The organism is Variovorax paradoxus, from assembly GCF_030815855.1.
GTDB classification, from domain to species: domain Bacteria; phylum Pseudomonadota; class Gammaproteobacteria; order Burkholderiales; family Burkholderiaceae_C; genus Variovorax; species Variovorax paradoxus_M.
In genome coordinates, this window is the sequence record NZ_JAUSXG010000001.1 from 2,625,483 (window position 1) to 2,650,569 (window position 25,087).

22 protein-coding genes and 1 tRNA gene are annotated in these 25,087 nt (G+C 64.9%); 14 read left to right on the top strand and 9 right to left on the bottom strand.

Features of this window, described 5'->3' with window-relative positions; genetic code table 11:
* The 3 genes from QFZ42_RS12300 to QFZ42_RS12310 are packed head-to-tail and all read right to left on the bottom strand — an operon-like array spanning nucleotide 1 to nucleotide 3,956.
* Nucleotides 1-1,080, bottom strand: a complete 1,080-nt coding sequence (locus QFZ42_RS12300) for an ABC transporter permease (RefSeq protein ID WP_307701220.1) — start codon at nucleotides 1,078-1,080, stop codon at nucleotides 1-3.
* Nucleotides 1,081-1,087: 7 nt separating this feature from the next.
* A complete protein-coding gene (locus QFZ42_RS12305) occupies nucleotides 1,088-2,125 on the bottom strand; it encodes a microcin C ABC transporter permease YejB (protein WP_307701221.1) in 1,038 nt (345 codons plus the stop codon).
* Between the two features lie 19 nt (nucleotides 2,126-2,144).
* Nucleotides 2,145-3,956, bottom strand: a complete 1,812-nt coding sequence (locus QFZ42_RS12310; protein ID WP_307701222.1) for an extracellular solute-binding protein — start codon at nucleotides 3,954-3,956, stop codon at nucleotides 2,145-2,147.
* A 37-nt stretch (nucleotides 3,957-3,993) separates the two neighbouring features.
* Between QFZ42_RS12310 and fabI the strand changes: the two genes are divergently transcribed.
* Together fabI and QFZ42_RS12320 are read left to right on the top strand one after the other, a co-directional pair.
* Complete coding sequence (fabI, locus tag QFZ42_RS12315) at nucleotides 3,994-4,776, top strand: enoyl-ACP reductase FabI (protein ID WP_157613990.1); 783 nt, start codon at nucleotides 3,994-3,996, stop codon at nucleotides 4,774-4,776.
* Between the two features lie 9 nt (nucleotides 4,777-4,785).
* A complete protein-coding gene (locus tag QFZ42_RS12320) occupies nucleotides 4,786-5,637 on the top strand; it encodes a DNA ligase (protein WP_307701223.1) in 852 nt (283 codons plus the stop codon).
* A gap of 46 nt (nucleotides 5,638-5,683) precedes the next feature.
* On the opposite strand, the gene QFZ42_RS12325 is transcribed toward QFZ42_RS12320, so the two are convergent.
* Nucleotides 5,684-7,984: an arginine/lysine/ornithine decarboxylase gene (locus tag QFZ42_RS12325; protein ID WP_307701224.1), complete on the bottom strand. Its 2,301-nt coding sequence runs from the start codon at nucleotides 7,982-7,984 to the stop codon at nucleotides 5,684-5,686.
* A gap of 114 nt (nucleotides 7,985-8,098) precedes the next feature.
* On the opposite strand from QFZ42_RS12325, the gene QFZ42_RS12330 reads away from it, so the two are divergent.
* The 5 genes from QFZ42_RS12330 (at nucleotide 8,099) to QFZ42_RS12350 (ending at nucleotide 10,635) form a co-directional block, all read left to right on the top strand.
* Nucleotides 8,099-8,524 carry an NfeD family protein gene (locus tag QFZ42_RS12330; protein ID WP_307701225.1) on the top strand — a complete coding sequence of 142 codons (426 nt, stop codon included), beginning with the start codon at nucleotides 8,099-8,101 and terminating at the stop codon, nucleotides 8,522-8,524.
* A 24-nt stretch (nucleotides 8,525-8,548) separates the two neighbouring features.
* Nucleotides 8,549-9,478: an SPFH domain-containing protein gene (locus tag QFZ42_RS12335; RefSeq protein ID WP_307701226.1), complete on the top strand. Its 930-nt coding sequence runs from the start codon at nucleotides 8,549-8,551 to the stop codon at nucleotides 9,476-9,478.
* Between the two features lie 24 nt (nucleotides 9,479-9,502).
* Nucleotides 9,503-9,593, top strand: a tRNA-Ser gene (locus QFZ42_RS12340).
* Between the two features lie 91 nt (nucleotides 9,594-9,684).
* Nucleotides 9,685-10,134 carry a hypothetical protein gene (locus QFZ42_RS12345; RefSeq protein WP_307701227.1) on the top strand — a complete coding sequence of 150 codons (450 nt, stop codon included), beginning with the start codon at nucleotides 9,685-9,687 and terminating at the stop codon, nucleotides 10,132-10,134.
* A 108-nt stretch (nucleotides 10,135-10,242) separates the two neighbouring features.
* Nucleotides 10,243-10,635 carry a response regulator gene (locus QFZ42_RS12350; RefSeq protein ID WP_307701228.1) on the top strand — a complete coding sequence of 131 codons (393 nt, stop codon included), beginning with the start codon at nucleotides 10,243-10,245 and terminating at the stop codon, nucleotides 10,633-10,635.
* Between the two features lie 91 nt (nucleotides 10,636-10,726).
* Here QFZ42_RS12350 and QFZ42_RS12355 read toward each other — a convergent pair whose 3' ends face one another.
* The 4 genes from QFZ42_RS12355 to QFZ42_RS12370 all read right to left on the bottom strand — a co-directional run bounded on the left by QFZ42_RS12355 (nucleotide 10,727) and on the right by QFZ42_RS12370 (nucleotide 14,447).
* The gene (locus tag QFZ42_RS12355; RefSeq protein WP_307701229.1) at nucleotides 10,727-11,932 is read right to left on the bottom strand and encodes a branched-chain amino acid ABC transporter substrate-binding protein; all 1,206 of its coding nucleotides are present in this window, start codon (nucleotides 11,930-11,932) and stop codon (nucleotides 10,727-10,729) included.
* 135 nt (nucleotides 11,933-12,067) lie between these two features.
* Complete coding sequence (locus QFZ42_RS12360) at nucleotides 12,068-12,475, bottom strand: hypothetical protein (protein WP_307701230.1); 408 nt, start codon at nucleotides 12,473-12,475, stop codon at nucleotides 12,068-12,070.
* The gene (locus tag QFZ42_RS12365) at nucleotides 12,475-12,918 is read right to left on the bottom strand and encodes a DNA polymerase III subunit chi (RefSeq protein ID WP_307701231.1); all 444 of its coding nucleotides are present in this window, start codon (nucleotides 12,916-12,918) and stop codon (nucleotides 12,475-12,477) included. The genes QFZ42_RS12360 and QFZ42_RS12365 overlap by 1 nt, the downstream gene beginning before the upstream one ends.
* Entirely contained in the window at nucleotides 12,915-14,447 is a 1,533-nt protein-coding gene (locus tag QFZ42_RS12370) for a leucyl aminopeptidase (RefSeq protein ID WP_307701232.1), read from the bottom strand. The genes QFZ42_RS12365 and QFZ42_RS12370 overlap by 4 nt, the downstream gene beginning before the upstream one ends.
* Nucleotides 14,448-14,468: 21 nt before the next feature.
* On the opposite strand from QFZ42_RS12370, the gene lptF reads away from it, so the two are divergent.
* From lptF to QFZ42_RS12400, 6 genes are all read left to right on the top strand, one after another.
* Nucleotides 14,469-15,611 carry an LPS export ABC transporter permease LptF gene (gene lptF / locus QFZ42_RS12375; RefSeq protein WP_307701233.1) on the top strand — a complete coding sequence of 381 codons (1,143 nt, stop codon included), beginning with the start codon at nucleotides 14,469-14,471 and terminating at the stop codon, nucleotides 15,609-15,611.
* Nucleotides 15,608-16,717 carry an LPS export ABC transporter permease LptG gene (gene lptG / locus QFZ42_RS12380; RefSeq protein WP_307701234.1) on the top strand — a complete coding sequence of 370 codons (1,110 nt, stop codon included), beginning with the start codon at nucleotides 15,608-15,610 and terminating at the stop codon, nucleotides 16,715-16,717. The genes lptF and lptG overlap by 4 nt, the downstream gene beginning before the upstream one ends.
* 19 nt (nucleotides 16,718-16,736) lie before the next feature.
* Nucleotides 16,737-17,111, top strand: coding sequence for a sirohydrochlorin chelatase (locus QFZ42_RS12385; protein WP_307701235.1), 375 nt, complete (start codon nucleotides 16,737-16,739; stop codon nucleotides 17,109-17,111).
* Nucleotides 17,112-17,174: 63 nt separating this feature from the next.
* Nucleotides 17,175-18,116, top strand: a complete 942-nt coding sequence (locus QFZ42_RS12390; protein ID WP_307701236.1) for a CysB family HTH-type transcriptional regulator — start codon at nucleotides 17,175-17,177, stop codon at nucleotides 18,114-18,116.
* Nucleotides 18,117-18,147: 31 nt separating this feature from the next.
* Nucleotides 18,148-19,323, top strand: coding sequence for a pyridoxal phosphate-dependent aminotransferase (locus QFZ42_RS12395; protein ID WP_307701237.1), 1,176 nt, complete (start codon nucleotides 18,148-18,150; stop codon nucleotides 19,321-19,323).
* A 135-nt stretch (nucleotides 19,324-19,458) separates the two neighbouring features.
* Entirely contained in the window at nucleotides 19,459-19,617 is a 159-nt protein-coding gene (locus QFZ42_RS12400; RefSeq protein WP_007832302.1) for a DUF3309 family protein, read from the top strand.
* 70 nt (nucleotides 19,618-19,687) lie between these two features.
* Here the strand turns inward: QFZ42_RS12400 and hrpA are convergent, their stop codons facing one another.
* Nucleotides 19,688-23,476, bottom strand: a complete 3,789-nt coding sequence (gene hrpA / locus QFZ42_RS12405) for an ATP-dependent RNA helicase HrpA (RefSeq protein WP_373423387.1) — start codon at nucleotides 23,474-23,476, stop codon at nucleotides 19,688-19,690.
* A gap of 256 nt (nucleotides 23,477-23,732) precedes the next feature.
* Between hrpA and argA the strand changes: the two genes are divergently transcribed.
* Entirely contained in the window at nucleotides 23,733-25,079 is a 1,347-nt protein-coding gene (argA, locus tag QFZ42_RS12410; protein WP_307701239.1) for an amino-acid N-acetyltransferase, read from the top strand.
* The last annotated feature ends 8 nt before the right edge of the window (nucleotides 25,080-25,087 follow it).

Below are 25,087 nucleotides of genomic sequence, written 5' to 3' on the forward strand. Positions count from 1 at the left end.
TCACTTGTCGGCCTTCCGCGGATCGAGTGCATCGCGCAGCGCGTCGCCCATGAAGGTCAGCAGCATCAGCGTGATGACCAGCACCCCGAAGGTGGACAACGAAATCCACCAGGCGTCGATGTTCGCCTTGCCCTGGCTCAGCAGTTCGCCGAGCGAGGGTGTGCCCGGCGGCACGCCGAGCCCCAGAAAATCGAGCGAGGTCAGCGCCAGGATGGCTGCGCTCATGCGAAACGGCAGGAACGTGACAACCGGCACCATGCTGTTGGGCAGGATGTGGCGCCACATGATCTGCAGGTTGCTCACACCCAAGGCGCGCGCGGCACGCACATAGTCCATCTGGCGGTTGCGAAGGAATTCGGCACGCACGTAGTCGGCCAGTCCCATCCAGCCGAAAAGGCTCAGCAGGATCAACAGCAACGCGACGCTGGGCGCGAAGATGGCGCTGAAGATGATCAGCAGGTACAGCTCGGGCATCGAACCCCAGATTTCGATGAAGCGCTGGAATGCGAGGTCGACCTTGCCCGCGAAATAGCCCTGCACCGCTCCCGCGATCACGCCGAGCACCGTGCCGATCGCCGTGAGCGCCAGGCCGAACAGCACGCTCACGCGAAAGCCATAGATCAGCTGCGCCAGCAGGTCGCGGCCACGGTCGTCGGTGCCGAAGAAGTTGTCGCCCGTGGGCGCAGCCGGGCTCGGCGCCTTGGCGAAGTAGTTGAGCGTCTTCGGCCCGTAAGGGTTGGGCGCGTAGATCGCCCAATTGCCGCCCGAAGTGATCCGCTCTCGGATGAACGGATCGAGGTAATCGGCCGGCGTTTCGAAGTCGCCGCCGAAGGTCTTTTCGGAATAGTCGCGCAGCACGGGGAAATAGGTGCGTCCTTCGTAGCGCAGCACCAGCGGCTTGTCGGTGGACAGCACTTCGGCAAAGAGGCTCAGCACCACCATCACGGTGAAGATCACCAGGCTCCAGTAGCCGAGCCGGTTGCGCTTGAAGCGAAGCCAGGCCCGGCGGCTGGGGGAAACATGGGCGGTCGTATGCGGCACGGCCCCGGTATCCACGTGGGCCGGCACAGCGATGGACATCGCGCCTTCAGTCGAATTTGACACGCGGGTCCACCCAGACATAGCAGAGATCGGAAATCAGCTTGGTCACCAAGCCGATCAGCGTGAAGAGGTACAGCGTGCCGAGCACCACCGGGTAGTCGCGCCGGATCACGCTTTCGTAGCCGAGCAGGCCCAGCCCGTCGAGGGAGAACAAGGTTTCGATCAGCAGCGAGCCCGCGAAGAACGCACCGATGAAAGCCGATGGCAGGCCCGTGATGATCGGGATCAGCGCATTGCGGAACACATGCTTCCACAGCACCTGCCGCTCGCCCAGCCCCTTGGCCCGGGCGGTCAGAACGTATTGCTTGCGGATTTCCTCGAGAAAGGCGTTCTTGGTCAGCATGGCCGTTACCGCGAAGCTGCCGAGCACCATGGCGGTGACGGGCAGCGTGATGTGCCAGAGGTAGTCGACGATGCGCGCGCCCCAGCTCAGTTCGTCCCAGTTGGACGAAGTCAATCCGCGCAATGGAAACCACTGAAGCTGCCCGCCGAAGATCACCAGCAGTGCCACGCCGAGCACGAAGCCGGGAATGGCATAGCCGACCAGCACGATGAGCGTGCTGATCAGGTCGAAGCGCGTTCCCGCCCTGACCGCCTTGGCAACGCCCAGCGGCACCGCGACGCCGTAGCTGATGAAAAAGGTCCACAGACCCAGGCTGATCGACACCGGCAGCTTTTCGAGAATCAGCGTCCACACATCCTTGTTCTGGAAGAAGCTCCTGCCGAGATCGAAGCGCGCGAACTGGCCCAGCATCTGCCAGAGGCGTTCATGGGGCGGCTTGTCGAAGCCGTAGAGCGCCTTGATCTGTTCGAGCCGCTTGGGGTCGACCCCCTGGTTGCCGCGGTACGAACCACCGCCCGACTCGAAGCCACCGGCGCCGCCGACGCCCGCGGTTTTTGCCTCGGCCAGGTATTGCTCCACCGGCCCGCCCGGCACGAACTGGATCACCAGAAAAGTGACGAGCAAAACGCCCAGCAGCGTGGGGATGAACAGCAAGAGCCGCTTGAGTACATAGGAGAGCATGGCTTGTTTTCTTTCTCTTCTATGGTTTCTGCGGCTTGGCCCACCAGGCGCCCATGACCCAGGCTTCGGCACCGGCATACGGCGGCATCGGCGCCTTGAACGCCAGCCGCCGGTCGTCGTAGGCGACGCGGTGGGACATCAGCGTCCATTGGGGAATCAGGTAGTGGCTGTGCATGATCACGCGGTCCAGCGCGCGGCAGGCGGGCAGAAGCTCGGCCTTGTTGTCGGCTTCGACGATTTGCTTGAGCAGCGCGTCGACCGCCGGCGTGGACACGCCCATGTAGTTGCCCGAGCTCTCCGTCTTGGCCGCCTTGCTGCCGAAGATCTCGAGCAGTTGTTGGCCCGGGTTGTTGGTACCCGGGAAGTTGATGCTCGTGATGTCGAACTCGAACCTGTCGAGCCGCTCCTGGTACAGCGCGAAGTCCACGGGCGCGAAGTTCAGCGAGATGCCGAGCTTCTCGAGGTTGCGCATCCACGGCGACACCGTGCGCACGCCGCCCTCCTTGCTGTCGAGATACTCCAGCGTCATGGCCTCGCCCTTGGCGTTGCGCAATGCGCCGTCACGGTACTCCCAGCCTGCTGACTTCAGCAGATCCCGCGCCCGCCGAAGGTTGTTGCGCAGCGACTGGCCGGCGCCTTCGGTAGTGGGCGGGGCATACATGGGGCCGAAGCTGGCGTCGGGAATCTTGCCTCGCCAAGGATCGAGCAGCGCCTTCTCTTCAGCCGAAGGCAATCCCTGGGCCTCGCAATCGGTGTTGCCGAACAGGTCCTTGACGCGCGGATAGCCGCCGTAGAACATCTGCCGGTTCATCCACTCGTAATCCAGCGCAAGGCCGAGCGCCTCCCGCACGCGCGAATCGCTCAGCTTCTCGCGGCGGCTGTTCAGCACATAGCTCTGGAAGCCGGCGGGCTTCTTGTGCGGGAACTCCTGCTTGATGAGCTCGCCCGAGTCGAAGCGCTTGCCCGTCACCCGGCGCGCCCAATCGCCCGCCGAGTAGAAGCTCATCATGTCGAACTCCCCTGCCTTCAGCGCCTCGAGGCGGGCCGTGTTGTCCTTGTAGATCTTCACGGTGATGCGGTCGAAGTTCTGGACGCCGCGGTTCACCGCCAGATTGCGCCCCCAGTAATTGGGGTCGCGCACATAGGTGATGTCCTTGCCGAAGCGCACCGGCCCGATCTTGTATGCGCCGCTGCCGATGGGGATGTCCATCACCACCTGGTCGAAGGGCTTGGCCTTGCCGTTCTCCACGCCCCAGGCGCGGCTGAAGACCGGCAGGCCGCCGACGATCAGCGGCAGCTCGCGGTTCGGTGTCTTGAAGCGGAAGCGGATGGTGCGCGCGTCCAGCACGTCGGCACCATCGACCTCCTGCAGCATGGTCTTGTATCCCGGCGAGGTGAACGGGCCGATCAGCGTGTCGTAGCTGTGCTTCACATCGGCTGCTTCCACGGGAATGCCGTTGTGGAAGCGGGCCTCCGGCCGCAGCCGGAAAGTGACGCTGCGGCGGTCCGGCGCAACCGCGACGTCCTCGGCAAGGAGGCCGTAACCCGAGGCGGTTTCGTCCATCGATCCGGTCAGCAGCGAGTCGAACAGCAGGCCGTCGAGGTACGCGGGGGGCGCGCCCTTGATCGTGAAGGGGTTGTACTTGTCGAAGGTCGAGTAACGCTGATTGCTCACGAGCCGGAGCTCGCCGCCCTTGGGCGCGTCGGGATTGACGTAATCGAACGACGTGAAGCCCGGCGCGTATTTCAGGTCGTCCCAGAGTGCATACCCGTGAGCCGCCCACACGGGAGCTGCACACACCAATAACCACCAGACCCGGAGAAACCGCATGCGAGAATTCTGCCCAAGATTTTCACGAGGCAACTTCATGGGCTTTCTTTCTGGCAAAAAACTGTTGATTACCGGCGTGCTGAGCAATCGCTCCATCGCCTACGGCATCGCCAAGGCGTGCCACGAACAAGGCGCCGAACTCGCCTTCAGCTACGTCGGCGAGCGATTCAAGGACCGTATCACCGAATTCGCCGCCGATTTCGACTCGAAGCTGATTTTCGATTGCGACGTGGGCGACGACGCACAGATCGACAAGCTCTTCGCCGATCTGGCGCAGACCTGGCCCAAGTTCGACGGCTTCGTGCACAGCATCGGCTTCGCCCCGCGTGAAGCCATCGCGGGCGATTTTCTCGAGGGCCTGTCGCGCGAGGGCTTCAAGATTGCGCACGACATCAGCGCGTACAGCTTCCCGGCCATGGCCAAGGCAGCCCTGCCCTACCTGAACGACAAGTCGGCACTGCTGACGCTGACTTACCTGGGCGCCGAACGCGCGCTGCCCAACTACAACACCATGGGCCTGGCGAAGGCCTCGCTCGAAGCTTCAGTGCGCTACACCGCGGCGTCGCTCGGCCCCAAGGGCATGCGGGTGAACGGCATCAGCGCCGGCCCGATCAAGACGCTGGCGGCCAGCGGCATCAAGGGCTTCGGCAAGATGCTGTCCGCCGTGGCGGATGCCTCTCCGATCCGCCGCAACGTGACCATCGAGGAAGTCGGCAACGTGGCCGCCTTCCTGTTGAGCGACCTCGCCAGCGGCGTGACCGCCGAAATCACCTATGTGGACGGCGGCTTCAGCAACGTCGTGGCGGGCATGGCTGAATAAAAACGGCCTGTGCTAACCCGACGCTCCCTCCTGCTCGCCGGCCTTGGCGCACTGGCGGCGGGCATGGCCGCGGCACGCGAAGCCGCGCCGGCGTTGATGCTGGCCGAGGTCTATCGCCCCGGCATGTCGCTGGCCGACTACTGGGTGAGCGAAAAGTACGACGGGGTGCGCGGCTACTGGGACGGCAAGCGGCTCTGGACGCGTGGCGGCGAGCCGGTGGTGGCACCGGCCTGGTTCACCGCGCCGCTTCCGAAGCAGCCACTCGACGGCGAGTTGTGGGCCGGCCGGGGTCAGTTTTCGCATGCGGTTTCCACCGTTCGCAGCCAGACGCCCAACGACACGGCCTGGCACAGCATGCGCTTCATGGTGTTCGACCTGCCGGCCCAGGGCGGCGATTTCACGGCGCGGCTGGCCGCGCTGCGAAAACTGCTGCCGATCACCGGCGCACCGTGGGTCATCCCCGTGCCGCAAGAGCGCGCCACCACGCATGCGGACTTGCAGGCGCTGCTCGACAAGACTGTGAAGATGGGCGGTGAAGGCCTCATGCTGCACCGGGGCGGATCGCTTTACCGCGCCGAACGCAATAGCGACCTGCTCAAGGTGAAGCCGCATGAAGACGCCGAGGCCCGCGTGGTGGGCCATGTGCAGGGCAAAGGCAAGCACAGCAGCCGCCTCGGTGCGCTGCTGGTAGAAACACCCGACGGCAAGCGCTTCAAGCTCGGCACCGGCCTGACCGACGCCGAGCGCGAGAATCCACCCGCGGTCGGAAGCTGGGTGACCTACCGCTTCAACGGCACGAACGCCAGCGGCCTGCCGAGGTTTGCCCGCTTCATGCGAGTGCGCATCGACCTGCCCTCCTGAAGCGCAGCAGCGCGCTCGCCGCGCGCCGCCCTCTTCCTCTCTCTACTTATTTCTTCGGCGCCGCCACGCAGTCCGCGTAGTAGCGCTTCTTGCCGGTTTCGTCGATGCGCGCGACCAAACCGTGGATGTCGGTCTCGAAGCCCGGGCACTGCAGGTTGAACTCGCGCGAGAACTTGAGGTAGTCGACGATCTTCTTGTTGAACACCTCGCCCGGAATGAGCAACGGAATGCCCGGCGGATACGGCGTGATCAGGCTGGTGGTGATGCGGCCTTCGAGCTCGTCGATTTCCACGCGCTCGGTCTTGCGGTGCGCAATGTGGGCAAAGGCGTCGCTGGGCTTCATGGCCGGCGTGAGATCGCTCAGGTACATCTCGGTCGTGAGGCGCGCCACGTCGTAGCGTGCGTAGAGCTGGTGGATGTGCTGGCACAGGTCGCGCAGGCCCAGGCGCTCGTAGCCCGGATGCTGCTGGCAGAACTCCGGCAGGATGCGCCACATCGGCTGGTTGCGCGCGTAGTCGTCCTTGAACTGCTGCAGCGCCGTGAGCAGTGTGTTCCAACGGCCCTTGGTGATGCCGATGGTGAACATGATGAAGAAGCTGTAGAGCCCGGTCTTCTCCACAATCACGCCGTGCTCGGCGAGAAACTTGGTGACCACGCTCGCGGGAATGCCCGTCTCGGCGAAGTTGCCCTCGAGGTCGAGGCCCGGCGTGACGATGGTCGACTTGATCGGGTCGAGCATGTTGAAGCCGTCGGCCAGCTCGCCGAAGCCGTGCCAGTTTCGCGGGGACTTCTTGTTCTTCGGCTTGCCGTTCTTCTCGCCCGTCATGATCCAGTCTTCGGCGCGGCCGATGCCTTCGTCGACGAGCTTCTCGGGGCCCCAGACCTTGAACCACCACTCGTCCTTGCCGAACTCGTCCTCGACCTTGCGCATGGCGCGGCGGAAATCGAGCGCTTCGAGAATGCTCTCCTCCACCAGCGCGGTGCCGCCGGGCGGCTCCATCATGGCCGCGGCCACGTCGCAGCTCGCGATGATCGCGTACTGCGGGCTGGTCGACGAGTGCATCAGGTAGGCCTCGTTGAACAGGTCGCGGTCGAGCGCGCGGTTCTGCGAGTCCTGCACCAGCACATGGCTGGCCTGGCTGATGCCGGCGAGCAACTTATGGGTCGACTGCGTCGCGAACACCAGCGATTCCTTCGGCCGCACGCGGCGCTTGCCCATGGCGTGATAAGCGCCATAGAACGGGTGGAAGGCCGCATGCGGCAGCCAGGCCTCGTCGAAGTGCAGCGTGTCGACGTAGCCGTCGAGCATGTTCTTGATGGTCTCGGTGTTGTAGATGACGCCGTCGTAGGTCGACTGGGTGAGCGTCATCACGCGCGGCTTGACCTTGTTGGGGTCCACGTCGGCGAGCAGCGGGTTGGCCTTGATCTTGGCCTTGATCGCGCTCTGCTCGAACTCGCTCTTCGGAATCGGCCCGATGATGCCGAAGTGGTTGCGCGTGGGCTTCATGAACACCGGAATCGCGCCGGTCATGATGATCGCGTGCAGGATCGACTTGTGGCAGTTGCGGTCGACCACCACCACGTCGTCGGGCGCCACCGTGTGGTGCCACACCATCTTGTTGCTGGTGCTGGTGCCGTTGGTCACGAAGAAGCAATGGTCGGCATTGAAGATGCGCGCTGCGTTGCGCTCGCTGGCCGCCACGGGGCCGGTATGGTCGAGCAACTGGCCGAGCTCTTCCACCGCGTTGCAGACGTCGGCGCGCAGCATGTTCTCGCCGAAGAACTGGTGGAACATCTGGCCCACCGGGCTCTTCAGGAACGCCACGCCACCGGAGTGGCCGGGGCAGTGCCACGAGTACGAACCGTCTTCAGCGTAATCGATCAACGCCTTGAAGAACGGCGGCTGCACGCCCTCGAGGTAGCTCTTGGCCTCACGGATGATGTGGCGCGCCACGAATTCCGGCGTGTCCTCGAACATGTGGATGAAGCCATGCAACTCCCGCAGGATGTCGTTCGGGATATGGCGCGAGGTCTTGGTTTCGCCGTAAATATAGATCGGCACATCGGCGTTCTTGCGCCGCACCTCGCCGATGAAGCTGCGCAGGCTGAGCACGGCCGGGTCGAGGTCGGGGCCCACGGTGAATTCCTCGTCGTCGATCGACAGGATGAAGGCGCTGGCCCGGCTTTGCTGCTGGGCGAACTGGCTCAGGTCGCCGTAGCTCGTGACGCCCAGCACCTCGAAGCCCTCGCTCTCGAAGGCCTGCGCGAGCGCGCGAATGCCGAGGCCCGAAGTGTTTTCGGAACGGAAGTCCTCGTCGATGATGACGATGGGAAAGCGAAATTTCATGAGCGGGGCTCCGGACAGGGCAATGAGGCGAGGCGCGAAGTGTACGGAATTCGGATGAAGGATTGCGTGAGCTTTTGACTCAGAATGTCGTGCGTCCATCAAAGAGGAGAAGACATGGCGAATTCCACCATCTGGTGGCTGATAGCGGGAGCCGCGATCGTGCTCGAGTTGCTGTCCGGCACCGTTTACCTGTTGCTGCTGGCGACCGGCTTCGCAGCCGCAGCCATTGCGGCCCACATGGGCGCCGGGACGGTCGTGCAGCTGGTGGTGGCCGCAGTGGTCGGCGTGGGCGCCGTGCTGGTCTGGTATGCCGTGCAGCGCCGGCAGCCGGCGGCGCCAGCCACAGGGTCGAATCGCGACGTCAACCTGGACATCGGTGAGATCATCCATATCGAGGGGTGGAACCTCGACGGCACGGCCACCGTGCGCTACCGGGGCGCTCAATGGACCGTGGTCTCGCGCGCTGGCCAGGCTCTCGCCACCGGCGAGCACCGCGTGATCGAAGTCATCGGCAGCCGCCTCGTGGTCGAGAAGACCTGAACAGAACTCAAGAGGAGAAACATCATGGAATATTCAGTTCCCATCATCATCCTGGTCATTGCGATCATCTTCATCAGCCAGTCGGTCAAGTTCGTGCCGCAGCAGAACGCCTGGGTGCGCGAGCGCCTGGGCAAGTACCACGGCACCATGACGCCCGGGCCCAACTTCCTGATCCCGTTCATCGACCGGGTGGCCTACAAGCACAGCCTGAAGGAAATCCCGCTCGACGTGCCGAGCCAGATCTGCATCACGCGGGACAACACCCAGCTGCAGGTGGACGGCATCCTTTATTTCCAGGTGACCGACCCGATGCGCGCAAGCTACGGCTCGTCGAACTACATCGTGGCCGTGACGCAGCTGGCGCAAACCTCGCTGCGCAGCGTGATCGGCAAGCTCGAGCTCGACAAGACCTTCGAGGAGCGCGACGTCATCAACGCCCAGGTTGTCGCGGCCATCGACGAGGCGGCGCTCAACTGGGGCGTGAAGGTGCTGCGCTACGAAATCAAGGACCTGACGCCGCCCAAGGAAATCCTGCTGGCCATGCAGGCGCAGATCACCGCCGAGCGCGGCAAGCGCGCCCTTATCGCGGCCTCCGAAGGCCGCCGCCAGGAGCAGATCAACATCGCCACGGGCGAGCGCGAAGCCTTCATCGCACGCTCCGAGGGCGAGAAGCAAGCCCAGATCAACAACGCCCAGGGCGAGGCGGCCGCCATCACGGCCGTGGCCACCGCCACCGCCGACGCCATCGAACGCGTAGCGGCAGCCATCCGCCAGCCCGGCGGCGAACAGGCGGTGCAGCTCAAGGTGGCCGAACGCGCGGTCGATGCCTACGGCAAGGTTGCGGCCGATGCCAAGACCACGCTGATCGTTCCGAGCAACATGACCGAAACGGCCGCACTCATCGCCTCGGCCATGCGCATGGTTCAAGCCGGCAAGCCGCAAAATCCGGCTTGAGCGACTGCTACAATCGAAGGCTCAGGAGCGGTGGATGAGCGGTTTAAGTCGCACGCCTGGAAAGCGTGTGAGGGTTAATAGCCCTCCGCGGGTTCGAATCCCGCCTGCTCCGCCAGAGATTGATTGTTCGTAACCGTTCGCGAACATGCAGAGAAAGTAGAAAAGCCCGAGTTGCCCCAAGCTTCTTGGGCTTTTTTGTTGCTGCGTTGTACTTCAGCAACGTGGTCTGCCCTGCCGGCCGCGGCCGTCTGGCAGTACGATCCAAAGGTCTTACTTTTCACGCCTGCAAAGGAGCCCGGATGGCCGGACAGCAACAAACTTCATCGGGCGGCGATACGTCACTCGAACAGACATTGGAGAAGACCGAAGCGGTTGCCGCCGATGTGCAGCGGGCATCGGACAACCTCGCGATCGTGAACACGGTTCTCGAGCAGGGGCTGCCTGAAGAGGTACAGGTGGGTGACGTGGCCCAGGCCATCGAGCACACCAGCCAGCTCGAGGAAAAGCTGGCCAAGTCGGCGGAAACGCTGGCCGAGGTGAACGCCGCCTTGAGCGAAGAAATCGAAAAGCGCCTCGAGGTCACCGCCGAGCGCGACGAAAGCCAGGCGGAAGCCGAGGAACTCAAGGCAAGGATCCGATCCGGCGGTGCGGACTGAGCGCTTTGACGGTCCGTCCCGGCGGAATGGATTGATCCTTATCCTTTTCTCCTACGCTGCGGACACGTCCGGCACGCTACGCTATTGGTTCTCAAAGCGAAACACGGCATGGCCCTCATCACGTTCCTCGTCGAGGACAACAAGACCATCAGAGACAACCTCGTGCCGGCCCTCGAGGATCTGGTCAATGGCCAGGTCGTCGGTTTTGCCGAAACCGAGTCGGCCGCGCTCGCTTGGCTCGCCGCCCATCCGCATGACTGGCAGTTGCTCATCATCGATCTGTTCCTGAAGGAAGGCTCCGGCCTCGGCGTGCTCTCGGGCTGCAAGACGCGCGGGCCGGGCCAGCGCGCGGTGGTGCTGAGCAACTACGTGACAGCCGACATTCGCGCACGCTGCCAGGCACTGGGCGCCGATGCCGTCTTCGACAAGTCGCGCGACCTCGACGCCTTCATCGACTACTGCAACACCGACCGCCCCTCGGGGCATGCCGCCCTGGTTTGATCCGACGGGTGCCAGCGGCTGGCAGCCATGAAAAAAGGGCCCGAAGGCCCTTTCTCTTTTTGCGCATTGCTGCGCGCTGTCATGGCGCCGATCAGCGCACCACGGCGATCTGCGTACGCACGCCACCCTTGTAGGTGAAGAGCGTCAGCGCGCCGTTCTTGATGTCGCCCTTTTCGTCGAAGGCGATCGGGCCGGTCACGCCCTTGTATTGCACCTTGCCGACTTCCGGCAGGTACTTTTCAGGGTCGGAAGAACCGGCCTTGACCATGGCTTCGGCCAGGACGTTGACGGCGTCGTACACGTACGGTGCGTAGATCTGCACGTCCACGCCGTTCTTGGCCTTGAACTTGACCTTGAAGTCTTCCAGCGGCTGCTTGAAGTCGCCATCGACACCACCGGCTTCGGCGCAAACCACCATCTCTTCGCCGATGGCATCGCCAGCCAGCTTCGGCAGTTCGCCGGTGCACAGGCCGTCGCCGCCCATGAACTTGACGTTCAGGCCGAGTTGCTTGACCTGCTTGAGCATCGGGCCGCCCACGGCATCCATGCCGCCGAAGAACAGCACGTCGGGCTTGGAAGCCTTGAGCTTGGTCAGGATGGCGTTGAAGTCGGTCGACTTGTCGGTCGTGAATTCGTGGCCGACGATGGTCGCGCCGGCAGCCTTGGCCGCCTTCTCGAATTCTTCGGCAACGCCTTGGCCGTAGGCCGTGCGGTCGTCGATCACGGCAATGTTCTTGCCCTTGAGCGTTTCGACCGCGTACTTGCCCAGCGTGCCGCCGAGTTGCGTGTCGTCGGCCACCACGCGGAACGTGGTCTTGAAGCCTTGGCGCGTGTACTTGGGGTTGGTGGCTGATGGCGAAACCTGCGGAATGCCGGCGTCGCTGTAGAGCTTCGATGCGGGGATGGTGGTGCCCGAATTCAGGTGGCCCACGATACCGTTGACCTTGCTGTCGACCAGCTTCTGGGCCACTGCGGTGCCTTGCTTCGGATCGCCGGCGTCGTCTTCTGCCAGCAGTTCGAACTTGGCAACCTTGTCGCCGATCTTGAGGCCCTTGGCATTGAGGTCTTCGATGGCCATCTTGGCGCCGAACTCGTTGTCCTTGCCAAGGTGGGCAATCGGACCGCTGGTGGGCGCAACGTGGCCGATCTTGACGATCAGTGCGTCGGCCGGAGGCGCTGCAGGTGCCGGAGCCGCTGCCGTGGGCGCCGGTGCGGCGGGTGCAGCAGCTTCTTCTTTCTTGCCGCAAGCCACCAGCGTGAGAGCAGCCAGTGCGACCGCAGTCCATTTCAATTGCATGAGAACCTCCAGAACATGGATAAATAAAACTAAGAACCGGTCGTGTGATCCGGGCGCGCAGACCTCGCAAGTTCCGCGCCGCAGACCAGCGGCACCCTCCCGCCTACCGACCTGGCGCGCAGTTTAGCTGAAGCTTTATGCTCCGGAAGCTGGCGTAGACCCTGTGTTTTCGGAGAGTTCGGCGGCCATGGCTTCGATCACCAACGCGCGCAATACGGCCTCGATTTCTCCACGCAGCCGAGGCACCATGGCATCGAGTTGCTGCTGAACGGCGGCCGACACCGCGTCGCTCAAACGCTCTTCCAGAGACAGGTCCACGCGCTGCAGCACGCGGTGCAGAAGCTGCTCTTCGAGGCGCACGATTTCGGCCTCGGAACGCTGCTCGGCCGGGGGCAATGCAACGGCCTCGGCGAGGTCGACCGGCGGTGCCGGCGAGCTTGGGGGAGGTTTGGCCACCTCGGCCGCCACGGGTTCGGCCGGCAGATCGAGCACCGTGGTCAGCGTGGGAACGAACTTGGGCGGTGTACGCAGGGTGCTGGCCATCAGGAGGCGCTCCTTGCAAAGTCGTGCGGCTGGATGGTGTAGCCCCGGTCGGCATAGTGGCGCCAGCGCGACCGGCCGATCTGCCGGTCTACCGCCTCGTCGCTCACGATATCGATCAGGCGCTCGAAGCGCTCGAAGCCGGCCGGAACCTCGGGCCCCAGGTTCACGAGCATCTCCCGGTGCGGAAGCGATGCGGCATCGGCGCCCTCGGCGCAAAGAATGACCGGCGAACGGGCCAGCATGTGCGCCGGTGCGTCGCCGCGGCAATGGGCGATGAAGTCGGAGGGCGCCAGCTGCCAGAGCGCGGCATCGACCGCCTCCAGCATCGGGGCCTCGCCCACCACGACCACGCGCAGCCCGCGCGCGCTCACGGCCTTTCGAACCAGCCGGCAGGCGTAGTTGACCTTGTCCGGCGTATTGAAATGAAAGCCGATTTCCGTCACTGTGCGGACCGGGCCTTTCGGCTGACCGGGCCGGCGTTCTTGCGCGCGGCCTTCGGCGGTGCCGCCTTGGCTGCCCCGCTGCGTGCGCGTTCCATCAGATACGACACCAGCAGGCCCACCGGCCGCCCGGTCGACCCCTTGGCCGCCCCGCTCTTCCAGGCCGTTCCCGCGATGTCCAGGTGCGCCCAGGCGAAATCGCCGGCGAAGCGCTGCAGGAACTTGGCCGCGGTAATGGCGCCGCCGGCGCGGCCCGCCACGTTGGCGACGTCGGCAAAGTTGCTCTTGAGGCCGTCGGCATATTCGTCGTCGAGCGGCAGGCGCCAGCAACGGTCTTGCGATGCTTCTCCGGCCGCCTGCAGCGCGGAGGCCAGCGCTTCGTCGGCCGTGAAAAGGCCGCTGCGCACGCCGCCCAGCGCCACCACGCAGGCCCCGGTGAGCGTGGCGATGTCGATCACGGCGGCCGGATCGAAGCGCTTCGCGTACGTCAGCGCGTCGCAAAGGATGAGGCGCCCTTCCGCGTCGGTGTTCAGCACCTCGATGGTCTGCCCGCTCATGCTGGTGACCACGTCCCCGGGCTTGATCGCGCGGCCGTCGTTCATGTTCTCGCACGAGGGCACCAGGCCGACCACGTTGATCGCCGGCTGGATTTCGCCCAACGCACGGAAGGTACCGAGCACGCTGGCTGCGCCGCACATGTCGAACTTCATCTCGTCCATTTCGGCGGCCGGCTTGAGCGAGACGCCACCGGTGTCGAAGGTAATGCCCTTGCCGACCAGCACCACGGGCGCCTCGTCCTTGGGGCCGCCCTGGTAGCGCAGCACGATGAAGCGCAGCGGCTCGGCCGAGCCTTGCGCCACGGCGGCGAACGAGCCCATGCCGAGTTTCTGCACTTCCTTCGGGCCCAGGACCTCGCACTTGATGCGGGGCAGCTTGGCCAGGTCCTTGGCGGCATCGGCCAGCAAGGTGGGCGTGCAATAGTTACCGGGCCGGTTGCCCCATTCCTTGGCAAGCTCGATGCCGGACACCGTGGCGCGGGCTTCGTCGAAGGCCTTGCTCACCGCGGCGGCATCGGCCACGCCGAGCGTGAGGTTGCGAATGGTGCGCCCGCCCTCGCCGTTCGAGGCCTTCGACTTGGTCGTGGTGTAGACGTAGCTGGCGTCGGCCGCCGCGGAAACGGCGCACCCCACCGCCGCGCTGTCGGCTTCGTGCGCGAACACGACCACCACCCGCTTCGGTCCATGGGCCTTGGCCGCATTGACCGCCGCAATGACGCCGCTGCGCACCGACGCGGGCTTGCCGTCGCCGATGGCCGCGAGCACGACGCGCGACGCCACCACTTCGTTCGGCTGGTAGAGCGTGAGCAGCTTGCCGGCCTTGTCGGGCAGGTCGCCGGCCTTGCGCGCGCTGGCAATCAGTGCGGAAAGCGGGTCCTTGGCGGTGATGGGGACGCTGCCGACGAGCACGATGAGTACGTCGGATTTTTCGGCCGCGGCGCGGGCGACGGTGAGGGTCTTGAGCTGAAAGTCCATAATCCTTTTTTTCCTCGAACGATGTTATTCCATTCTTCCCTACGCAAGGAGCTGTCGCGCAGCTTCGGAGCGACCCTCGTCGTCCTGGTCACCATCGTGATGACCATGATGCTCATCCGCACGCTCGGACTCGCCTCCAAGGGCAGCGTGAACCCGTCCGAAGTGTTCCTGGTGATGGCGTACACGGTGCTCGGCTACATGCCGACCATCCTGAGCCTGAGCCTGTTCATCGCCATTGTCGGCACCTTGTCGCGCATGTACCGCGACAGCGAAATGGTGATCTGGTTTTCCAGCGGGCGCGGCCTCGCCGATTTCGTCCAGCCACTGTTCCGCTTTGCCTGGCCGGTGCTCGCGCTGATTGCGGTGATGGCGCTGCTGGGCTGGCCCTGGGCCAACTCGCAGACCATCGGCATGCGCGCGCAATACGAACAGCGCAGCGACATCGAGCGCGTCACGCCCGGCGAATTCCGCGAATCGGCCGGTCGCATCCGTGTCTTTTTCATCGACAAGGACACGCCGGACGGCGCCACGGCGACCAACGTGTTCATCTGGGCCATCGAGCGGGGTCTGCAGATCACCACCTCCGCGCGCAGCGGACGCATCGAGAACGTCGGCGAGCACCGCTACCTGATGCTGAGCAACGGCCAGCGGCTCGAGCGCCCGCTGCTGCCCACCGCGACCTCGGGCCTCAAGATCAGCGAATTCGAGACTTACGGCACCCGGGCGGGCGGCAACAACGCCTTTACAGCCGACACCACGCCGGCGCGCGCCAAGCCGACGCTTCAGCTCCTGCGGGAGCCCGGCGACGCGAGCCGCGGCGAACTGGCATGGCGCATCGGCATGCTGCTGGCCGCCATCAACTTCGTGCTGCTCGCATTGGCCGTGTCGAGCGTCAACCCGCGCGTGGGACGCAGCGGCAACCTGCTGTTTGCGCTGTTCGCCTTCGTCGTCTACTACAACATGCTCAACCTCGGCCAGAGCTGGATCAGCTCCGGGCGCTACAGCATGGGTTCGTTCATGCTGCTGCTTCACGGCGGCGTGCTGCTGATCGGCGTCGCATGGCTGGTTTTGCGCAATAACAACTGGGGTCGGCGACGCAAGGTGGAGCGGGTCATTCCCGGCGGCCTGCCGTCCCAGCCCACCAAGATCGACCCGACCACGTGAAAACAATCCGACGCCTGATCTATGTCGAGGCACTGAAGGCCGTGGCTTTCGTGACACTCGGCTTCCTGAGCCTGTTCTTCTTCTTCGACTTCGTCGACGAACTGCAATCCATCGGCAAACCCGAAAGCCTGGCCTATGGGCCGGCGCAGGCCCTGATCTACGTGACCTTGCTGATTCCGAGCCACCTGTACGAGCTGCTCCCGATCACCGTGCTGATCGGCTGCATCTTCGTGATGGCACGCCTGGCGCAAAGCTCCGAATACACGATTCTTCGCACCAGCGGCCTCGGCCCCTGGCGCGCCCTGCGCACACTGCTGCTGCTGGGCGTCGGATTTGTTTTTCTGACCTTTGCCATCGGCGACTACATCGCCCCCATGTCCGAGCGCACGGGCCAATTGCTCAAGTCGCGATACCAGGGCACCTTTTCTCTGGTCGGCAATACGGGGGCATGGCTCAAGGAGAAGCGTGACAACGTGTCCTACGCCGTCAACGTGCTGTCCATCTCGCGCGATGGCTCCCTCAGGAATGCGCGCATCTTCGAGTTCGATGCCAATGGCTACGTGCGCAAGCAGCTCCTCGCGACTTCCGCGCGCATTCTGGACGACCGCTGGGTGCTGTCGGATGTCGAGTTGCAAGACTACGACACGCGCAGCGACGCTAACAAGGCTCACATCCTGACCAGCCGGGTGCCGCAGCTCGACTGGCCGACCACGCTCACGGCCGAGATGGTGTCCGTCGCACTCTTGCGGCCCGACCGCATGAGCACCATCGACCTGTTCGACTACATCAGCCACCTCGAAGCCAACGGACAGACCGCGCAGCGCTACGAGATCCAGTTCTGGCGCAAGGTCTTCTACCCGCTCTCGTGCCTCGTGATGGTGGTGCTCGCCCTGCCCTTTGCCTACCTGCACTTCCGCCAGGCCGGCATTACCACCTACGTGTTCGGCGGCGTGATGATCGGCATCAGCTTCTTCCTCTTGAACAACGTGTTCGGCTACCTCGGCAACCTGAGCAACTGGTCGCCATGGCTAACAGCGGCGGCGCCGGGGCTCATTTATTCGGTCATGTCGCTTGCCGCGTTCAGCTGGCTGGTGCTTCGAAGATAGAAGACCAGGGAAGGCCGGCATGACGACGGGAAGCACGAAGGGCATCATCCTTCTGGCCCACGGTTCGCGCGACGAGCGTTGGCGCGAACCCATCGAGGCCGTGGCCGCGCGCGTCACGGTGCTCGACCCGCAGGCCCGGGTGGTCTGCGCCTACATGGAGCTGGCCGCGCCCGACCTGCGCACCGCCGCGGCGGCCCTGATTGCGAGCGGTGCGCGGGCGCTCCGCGTCGTTCCGTTGTTTCTCGGCATGGGCAAGCACGCCCGCGAAGACCTGCCGCTGCAGCTCGACGCGCTGCGCGGAACCTGGCCGCAGGTCGAATTCCAGCTCGCCAACATCGTGGGCGAGGAGCCCGAACTGGTCGAATTGCTGGCCAGAATCGCAAGCAAATCTTGATCTCGGGGCTATTTCGATAGACTCCGAAGGCATAATGAATTCCGCAATAAGACGGAATTTGATATGAATCTGCACCAGTTCAAGTTTGTTCAGGAAGCCGTGCGGCGCAACCTGAACCTCACCGAGGCGGCCAAGGCGCTGCATACCTCGCAGCCTGGCGTGTCCAAGGCCATCATCGAACTCGAGGAAGAGCTCGGCGTCGAGATCTTCGCCCGCCATGGCAAGCGCCTGAAGCGGGTCACCGAGCCGGGCCAGCATGTCATCGCGAGCATCGAACTGATCATGCGCGAAGTCGGCAACCTCAAGCGCATCGGCGAGCAGTTCAGCGCGCAGGACAGCGGCACCCTCTCCATTGCCACCACGCACACCCAGGCGCGCTACGTGCTGCCGGTGCCCGTGGCCAGGCTGCGCGAGGCCTATCCGAAGGTCAACGTGAGCCTGCACCAGGGCTCGCCCGACCAGGTGGCACGCATGGTGATCGACGAAATTGCCGAGGTGGGCATTGCCACCGAATCGCTCGCGGACTACACCGAGCTCGTGACCCTGCCCTGCTATGAATGGCAGCACGTGCTGGTGCTCCCCAAGGACCATCCGCTGGCCGCCAAGGAGCGCATTTCGCTCGAAGACCTGGCGCTCGAACCCATCATTACCTACCACCCGTCGTTCACGGGCCGCACGCGCATCGACCACGCCTTTGCGCAGAAAAAACTCACGCCGCGCATCGCGCTCGAAGCCATCGACTCCGACGTGATCAAGACCTATGTGCGCCTGGGCCTGGGTGTGGGCATCGTGGCCGAAATGGCGGTGCGCGACGAGTCGAACGCGGACCTCGTGGTGCGCCCCATGGGCCACGTGTTCGGCCAGAACATCGCGCGCGTGGCGTTCAAGCGCAGCGCCTACCTGCGCAACTTCGTGTTCAAGTTTGCCGAGCTGCTGTCCGACCGGCTCGACCGCAACCTGATCGCGAAGGCCCTGAGCGGACATCAGCAAGACTACGATCTTTGATATTCAGCAGCCCCAGCTTTCGACCACGACCATGAGCACTGTTCTTTCCGCCCCCCGCACGCCGGAGATCGCCACCAAGCTGCCCGCCGTCGGCACCACCATCTTCACCGTGATGTCCGCACTGGCAACGGAGAAGAACGCGGTCAACCTCGGCCAGGGCTTCCCCGATTTCAAATGCGACCCGAAGCTGCTCGAAGACGTGACGGCCGCCATGGCCGCGGGCCACAACCAATACCCGCCGATGCCCGGCATTCCGGCGCTGCGCGAAGCCATTGCCGGCAAGATCGCCGCGCTCTACGGCCACAGCTACAGCGCGGCCACCGAGATCACGGTGACCGCGGGCGCCACGCAGGCCATCCTCACGGCCATTCTTGCCGTGGTACGCGCAGGCGACGAGGTGATCGTCCTGGAGCCCTGCTACGACAGCTACGTGCCCAATATCGAACTCGCAGGCGGCAGCGTGGTGCGCGTGCCGCTGGTGCCTGGCACCTTCCGGCCCGACTTCGACAAGATTGCCGCGGCGCTCTCGCCGCGCACGCGCGCCATCATCGTCAACACGCCGCACAACCCGAGCGCCACGATCTGGACCGCGGCCGAAATGCGCAAGCTCGAAGAGCTGCTGGCCCCGACCGACGTGTTCGTGATTGCCGACGAGGTGTACGAGCACATGATCTACGACGGCGCGCAGCACGAAAGCGTGGCCCGCTTCCCGGGCCTGGCGGCGCGCAGCTTCATCGTGAGCAGCTTCGGCAAGACCTATCACGTCACCGGCTGGAAGGTCGGCTTCGTTGCGGCGCCGGCGCCGCTCATGGCGGAGTTCCGCAAGGTGCACCAGTTCAACGTGTTCACCGTGAACACGCCCATGCAGCATGCGCTCGCGCAGTACATGGCCGATCCGAAGCCGTACCTCGAGCTTCCGGCCTTCTACCAGCGCAAGCGCGACCTTTTTGCCGCAGGGCTCGCCGAGAAAACCCGCTTCAAGCTGCTGCGCAGCGAGGGCAGCTATTTCCAGTGCGTCGACATCTCGGCGGTCAGCGACCTGTCCGAGGCCGACTTCTGCCTGTGGCTCACCAGCGAGATCGGCGTGGCGGCCATTCCGCTGTCGGCGTTCTACGGCAACGGCTTCGATCAGCGCGTGGTCCGTTTCTGCTTTGCCAAGAAGGACGAGACGCTGAATTCCGCGCTGGATCGCCTCGCCCGGCTCTGAACGGATCGACGCGGCTCCCAGGCCGACGCTGACGGTAGGACAGTCCTGACCGCCGAAGGAGCGGCTTTCCGGCGTGTCTTGCGCTCCCGGACACCGAGCATCAATGCTCGTAACAACAACGTCCAGGAGAAAAGCATGTCCCTCTCGTTCATTCTGCTGATCATTCTGATCCTGCTGCTGATCGGCGCGCTGCCGAGCTGGGGCTACAGCCGCAGCTGGGGCTACGGGCCAAGCGGCGGCCTGGGCCTTGTCCTGGTGATCGTGGTCATCCTGGTGCTCATGGGACGCATATGACGCTCCCGCGGATTTCCCGCACCTGAAAGGAGCCCGCGCAAGCGGGCTTCTTTTTTTGCCGCCCTGCCGCTCAGGCCTGCAGCTGGGCCCAGGCCTTGTCCAGCCGCTTGATGCTGACCGGCTGCGGCGTGCGCAGTTCCTGCGCGAAAAAGCTCACGCGAAGCTCCTCCAGCAGCCAGCGGAATTCGAGCATGCGGTCGTCCACCACGCCTTTGCGTTCCGCCGCCAGCCGCCAATAGCGTTGCTCCTGCGGCCGGAGTTCGGCCAGCTTGGCGGTATCGCGCGCGGGGTCGGCGCGCAGCTTGTCGAGCCGCAGCACGATCGCCTTGAGATAGCGCGCGAAATGCTGCAGCTGCGTCCACGGCGCATCGGCAATGAAGCGCTTGCCGACGAGGCGCTGCAACTGCTGCGCGGCATCCTGCACGGCCTCGGGGTGGATCTTCGTGTCCTTGATCTTGCGCGCGGCGGCCGCGTACTCGACCAAGATGGACGAAGCCAGGCGGGCGACCTCGTTCGCAATCAGCGTGAGCCGGCCGCGCCCTTCTTCAAGCCGGCGCTTGAAGGCGAACTCGTCGGTGGGCAAAGGCTCCTGAAGAAAGGCCCGGTCGATCGCCACGTCGATGATCTGCGTGCGCAACTCTTCGGACGTGCCCAGCGGCATGTAGGCCACCGCCATCTTCTGCAGATCGGGGATGTTCTTCTCGAGGTACTTGAGCGCGTCTTTCAGCTGCAGTGCGAACAGCCGGCGCAGGCCGGCGCGGTGCTTGGCGGCCGCCACCGCGGGTTCATCGAACACCTCGATGGTGACCGCGTCGCCCTCGTCGCGCAGCGCCGGAAAGCCGATCAGCGACTGCGATCCGCGGCGCACTTCCATCAGCTCGGGCAGTTCGCCGAAGCTCCAGTTCGTGTAGCGCTGGCCTGCGGGCAGGCTCGGCGCGGCGGCGGCTGGCGCTGCGGCGGTGCCCGTGGCTTGCACGCGCCCGTCGCTGCCGTCCGCCGGTTTTCGCTCCGCGGAAGCCTTGACGTTGAGACCCGCCAGCGCCTGGAAAGCGCCCCGCGCCTGCGCACCCAACTCTGCCTTGAGCGCGCCCAGGTTGCGTCCCATGCCGAGCTGACGGCCGTGTTCATCCACGATGCGCAGGTTCATGAACAGGTGCGGCGGCAGCATGTCGAGCTTGAAGTCGGCGCGCTTGACGTCGATGCTCGTCGCATCGCGCACGCGCTTGAGCAGCACGTCGGTCAGCGAGCCGTGGCCGAACATCTCGGGCGCCGAGAGTTCCTCGGCCAGCTTCGCGGCCGATTCGGGCAGCGGCACCAGCCGCGAGCGCGGACGCTGCGGCAGGCTCTTGAGCAGCGCCTGGATCTTGTCCTTCAGCATGCCCGTCACCAGCCATTCGCAGCGCTCCTCGCTCACCTGGTTGAGCACGAAGAGCGGCACGCTGACCGTGAGGCCGTCCTTCGCGTCGCCCGGCTCGTGCAGATAGCTCGCCGCGCAATCGACGCCGCCAAGCTTCAGCGTGGCGGGAAAGGACTGCGTGGTGATGCCCGCCGCCTGGTGGCGCATGAGCTCCTCGCGCGTCAGGAAGAGCAGGCGCGGCTGCTCCCTGGACGCATGGCGGTACCAGTTCTCGAAGGTGATGCCGCTCGCTACATCGGCGGGCAGCTGCGCGTCGTAGAACGCGAAGATCAGTTCTTCATCGACCAGCACGTCCTGCCGGCGCGCCTTGTGCTCCAGCCCTTCGACCTCGCGCACCAGCTTGCGGTTGGCCGTGAGGAAGGGGAACTTGCTTTCCCACTGTCCGGCCACCAGCGCCTCGCGAATGAAGATCTCGCGCGCCGCGACCGGATCGACCTTGGTGAAATCGACGCGGCGGCCGCTGTAGACCACGAGGCCGTAGAGCGTGGCGCGCTCCAGCGCCGAAACCTGAGCGCCCTTCTTCTCCCAGTGCGGATCGAGCAGCTGCTTCTTCAGCAGGTGGCCGGCCACCTGTTCGAGCCACTGCGGCTCGATGTTCGCAATGCCGCGGCCGAAGAGCCGCGTGGTTTCGACCAATTCGGCCGCAACGATCCAGCGGCCCGGCTTCTTCTTCAGGTGCGCGCCCGGATGCTTGTAGAACTTGATGCCGCGTGCACCGAGGTACGCCTCGTCGTCCTCGAGCTTCCAGCCCACGTTGCCGAGCAGGCCCGCGAGCATCGACAGGTGCAGCGGCTCATAGCCTGCAGGCTCCGCGTTGATGCGCCACTTGTGCTCGGTCACGACCGTGAGCAACTGCGAATGGATGTCGCGCCATTCGCGCACGCGACGAATGTTGATGAAGTTCTGGCGCAGCAGCTGCTCGTACTGGCGGTTGCTGAGCTTGTGCGTGTCGCCATGGCCGCCACGCGCATCGGCGATCCATTTCCACAGCCGCAGGTAGCCGCTGAATTCGCTCTTGTCGTCGTCGAATTTCGAATGCGCCTGGTCGGCCTGCTGCTGCGCATCCATCGGCCGGTCGCGCACGTCCTGCACGCTGAGCGCCGAGGCGATGACCAGCACTTCTTCGAGCGCGCCGCGTGTGCGAGCCTCCAGAATCATCCGGCCCACGCGCGGATCGAGCGGCAGCTTGGCGAGCTCGGCGCCGGTGGCCGTGAGCTCGTTGGCATCGTCGACCGCGCCCAGCTCGTTGAGCAGCTGGTAACCGTCGGCAATCGCGCGCGGCGAAGGCGCCTCGAGAAATGGAAACTGAGCCACGTCGCCCAGGCGCAGCGACTTCATGCGCAGGATCACACCAGCGAGCGACGACCGCAGGATTTCGGGGTCGGTAAACCGCGGCCGGCCGTCGAAATCCTTCTCGTCGTAGAGCCGGATGCAGATGCCGTTGGCCACGCGGCCGCAACGGCCCGCGCGCTGGTTGGCCGCGGCCTGGCTGATCGGCTCGACCAGCAGCTGCTCGACCTTGCTGCGGAAGCTGTAGCGCTTGACGCGCGCGGTGCCGGTGTCGATCACGTAGCGGATGCCCGGCACCGTGAGCGAGGTTTCCGCCACGTTGGTGGCCAGCACAATGCGCCGGCCCGTGTGGCTGTCGAAGATGCGGTCCTGCTCGGGGCCCGACAGCCGCGCGAACAGCGGCAGCACCTCGGCATTGCGCAGCAGCGGCTGGTGGCTCAGGTGGCGGCGCAGGTGGTCGGCCGCCTCCCGGATCTCGCGCTCGCCGGGCAGGAACACGAGGATGTCGCCCGCGTTGTGCGGATCGCGCCAGAGCTCGTCGACGCCATCTGCAATCGCGTCGTTCAGGTCGTGCTCGCGCGACTCCTCGAAGGGTCGGTAGCGCTGCTCGACCGGAAAGGTGCGGCCCGACACCATGATGGTCGGCGCCGGCCCCTTGGCCGAGGCAAAGTGCTGCGCAAAGCGCTCGGCGTCGATGGTGGCCGAGGTCACGATGACCTTCAGGTCGGGCCGGCGCGGAAGAATCTCGCGCAGGTAGCCCAGCAGGAAGTCGATGTTCAGCGAGCGCTCGTGCGCCTCGTCGATGATCAGCGTGTCGTAGGCCTTGAGCAGCGGATCGGTCTGCGTCTCGGCCAGCAGGATGCCGTCGGTCATGAGCTTGACCGAGGCGTCGCGGCTCAGCCGGTCCTGGAAGCGCACCTTGAAGCCGACCACGTCGCCCAGCGGCGTTTTCAATTCTTCGGCGATGCGCTTGGCCACCGAGCTTGCGGCAATGCGCCGCGGCTGCGTATGCCCGATGAGCCGGCCCTTGCCCGGCGGCGCATTGAGCTTGCCGCGGCCGAGCGCGAGCGCGATCTTCGGCAGCTGGGTGGTCTTGCCCGAGCCCGTTTCGCCGCAGACGATCACCACCTGGTGCGCCTCGATGGCGGCCATGATTTCGTCGCGCCGGCCGGAGACGGGGAGCGATTCGGGAAAGTCGATGCGCAAGGGAGCGGAAGGTGTCGTGGTCGTCAAGGGAAAAGCTGTTCGGGAAGGCGCGGCAGGCAAACCGTCGATTATCGACGCGCCGCACTGTTGGTGCCAACGGCGCCGGCAACAACCGCAACATCGGCCTGCGCAGGCCGCCGCCCCGAGATCACGATGGCCCGACCCGCACGAATCGTCCCTCAAGAATGCACAATCACGCCCCATGTCCACCGTTTTCAACTTCACCTTCGTGCCCTGGTTCCGCTCGGTCGCGCCCTACATCCACACGCACCGTGGCAAGACTTTCGTGGTCGCGCTGGCGGGTGAGGCGATCGCGGCGGGCAAGCTGCAGAACATTGCGCAAGACCTGGCGCTGATCCAGAGCATGGGCGTCAAGATCGTGCTGGTGCACGGCTTCCGCCCGCAGGTCAACGAGCAGCTCGCCGCCAAGGGGCACGAGGCGCGCTATTCGCACGGCATCCGCATCACCGACGAGGTGGCGCTCGATTCGGCCCAGGAAGCCGCCGGCCAGCTGCGCTACGAGATCGAAGCGGCCTTCAGCCAGGGCCTGCCGAACACGCCGATGGCCGGTTCGACGGTGCGCGTGATTTCGGGCAACTTCATCACGGCGCGGCCCATCGGCGTGGTCGACGGCGTGGACTTCAAGCATTCGGGCCTGGTGCGCAAGGTCGATGCGGTGGGCATCCGCCGCACGCTCGATTTCGGTGCCATGGTGCTGATGTCGCCGTTCGGCTTCTCGCCCACCGGCGAGGCCTTCAACCTGACGATGGAAGAAGTCGCCACCAGCGTGGCCATTTCGATCCAGGCCGACAAGCTGATCTTCCTGACGGAAATTCCGGGCATCCGCATCGACAGCGAGCTGCCCGAGAGCGAAGACAACCCCATCGATACCGAGCTGCCGCTCGCCGCGGCCGAGAAGCTGCTGGCGTCGCTGCCGGCGCCGCAGCGGCCGACCGACACGGCCTTTTACCTGCAGCACTGCGTCAAAGCCTGCAAGGGCGGCGTGGAGCGCAACCACATCCTGCCGTTTGCTCTGGACGGCGCGCTGCTGCTCGAGGTGTATGTGCACGACGGCGTCGGCACCATGGTGATCGACGAGAAGCTCGAAAGCCTGCGTGAAGCCACGGTCGACGACATCGGCGGCATCCTGCAGCTGATCGAGCCGTTCGAGCGCGACGGCACGCTGGTGAAGCGCGACCGCACCGAAATCGAGCGCGACGTGGGCCACTACACGGTCATCGAGCATGACGGCGTGATCTTCGGCTGCGCGGCGCTCTACCCCTACCCCGAGGCAAAGACCGCCGAGATGGCCGCGCTGACCGTCTCGCCCCAGTCGCAATCGCAAGGCGACGGCGAGCGCATCCTCAAGCGCATCGAGCACCGCGCCAAGGCGATGGGGCTCGAAAGCATCTTCGTGCTCACCACGCGCACCATGCACTGGTTCCTCAAGCGCGGCTTCCAGCAGGTCAACCCCGACTGGCTGCCCGAAGCCCGCAAGCGCAAGTACAACTGGGACCGCAAGAGCCAGGTGCTGGTCAAGAAAATCTGAACCCCTGA

What these genes read in the sequence shown, in the direction of transcription:
- QFZ42_RS12300 (WP_307701220.1), bottom strand. Translation starts at nt 1,080, where the DNA reads ATGTCCATCGCTGTGCCGGCCCACGTGGATACCGGGGCCGTGCCGCAT.
- QFZ42_RS12305 (WP_307701221.1), bottom strand. Translation starts at nt 2,125, where the DNA reads ATGCTCTCCTATGTACTCAAGCGGCTCTTGCTGTTCATCCCCACGCTG.
- QFZ42_RS12310 (WP_307701222.1), bottom strand. Translation starts at nt 3,956, where the DNA reads ATGCGGTTTCTCCGGGTCTGGTGGTTATTGGTGTGTGCAGCTCCCGTG.
- fabI (WP_157613990.1), top strand. Translation starts at nt 3,994, where the DNA reads ATGGGCTTTCTTTCTGGCAAAAAACTGTTGATTACCGGCGTGCTGAGC.
- QFZ42_RS12325 (WP_307701224.1), bottom strand. Translation starts at nt 7,984, where the DNA reads ATGAAATTTCGCTTTCCCATCGTCATCATCGACGAGGACTTCCGTTCC.
- QFZ42_RS12330 (WP_307701225.1), top strand. Translation starts at nt 8,099, where the DNA reads ATGGCGAATTCCACCATCTGGTGGCTGATAGCGGGAGCCGCGATCGTG.
- QFZ42_RS12335 (WP_307701226.1), top strand. Translation starts at nt 8,549, where the DNA reads ATGGAATATTCAGTTCCCATCATCATCCTGGTCATTGCGATCATCTTC.
- QFZ42_RS12350 (WP_307701228.1), top strand. Translation starts at nt 10,243, where the DNA reads ATGGCCCTCATCACGTTCCTCGTCGAGGACAACAAGACCATCAGAGAC.
- QFZ42_RS12355 (WP_307701229.1), bottom strand. Translation starts at nt 11,932, where the DNA reads ATGCAATTGAAATGGACTGCGGTCGCACTGGCTGCTCTCACGCTGGTG.
- QFZ42_RS12360 (WP_307701230.1), bottom strand. Translation starts at nt 12,475, where the DNA reads ATGGCCAGCACCCTGCGTACACCGCCCAAGTTCGTTCCCACGCTGACC.
- QFZ42_RS12370 (WP_307701232.1), bottom strand. Translation starts at nt 14,447, where the DNA reads ATGGACTTTCAGCTCAAGACCCTCACCGTCGCCCGCGCCGCGGCCGAA.
- lptF (WP_307701233.1), top strand. Translation starts at nt 14,469, where the DNA reads ATGTTATTCCATTCTTCCCTACGCAAGGAGCTGTCGCGCAGCTTCGGA.
- QFZ42_RS12385 (WP_307701235.1), top strand. Translation starts at nt 16,737, where the DNA reads ATGACGACGGGAAGCACGAAGGGCATCATCCTTCTGGCCCACGGTTCG.
- QFZ42_RS12390 (WP_307701236.1), top strand. Translation starts at nt 17,175, where the DNA reads ATGAATCTGCACCAGTTCAAGTTTGTTCAGGAAGCCGTGCGGCGCAAC.
- QFZ42_RS12395 (WP_307701237.1), top strand. Translation starts at nt 18,148, where the DNA reads ATGAGCACTGTTCTTTCCGCCCCCCGCACGCCGGAGATCGCCACCAAG.
- QFZ42_RS12400 (WP_007832302.1), top strand. Translation starts at nt 19,459, where the DNA reads ATGTCCCTCTCGTTCATTCTGCTGATCATTCTGATCCTGCTGCTGATC.
- hrpA (WP_373423387.1), bottom strand. Translation starts at nt 23,476, where the DNA reads ATGGCCGCCATCGAGGCGCACCAGGTGGTGATCGTCTGCGGCGAAACG.
- argA (WP_307701239.1), top strand. Translation starts at nt 23,733, where the DNA reads ATGTCCACCGTTTTCAACTTCACCTTCGTGCCCTGGTTCCGCTCGGTC.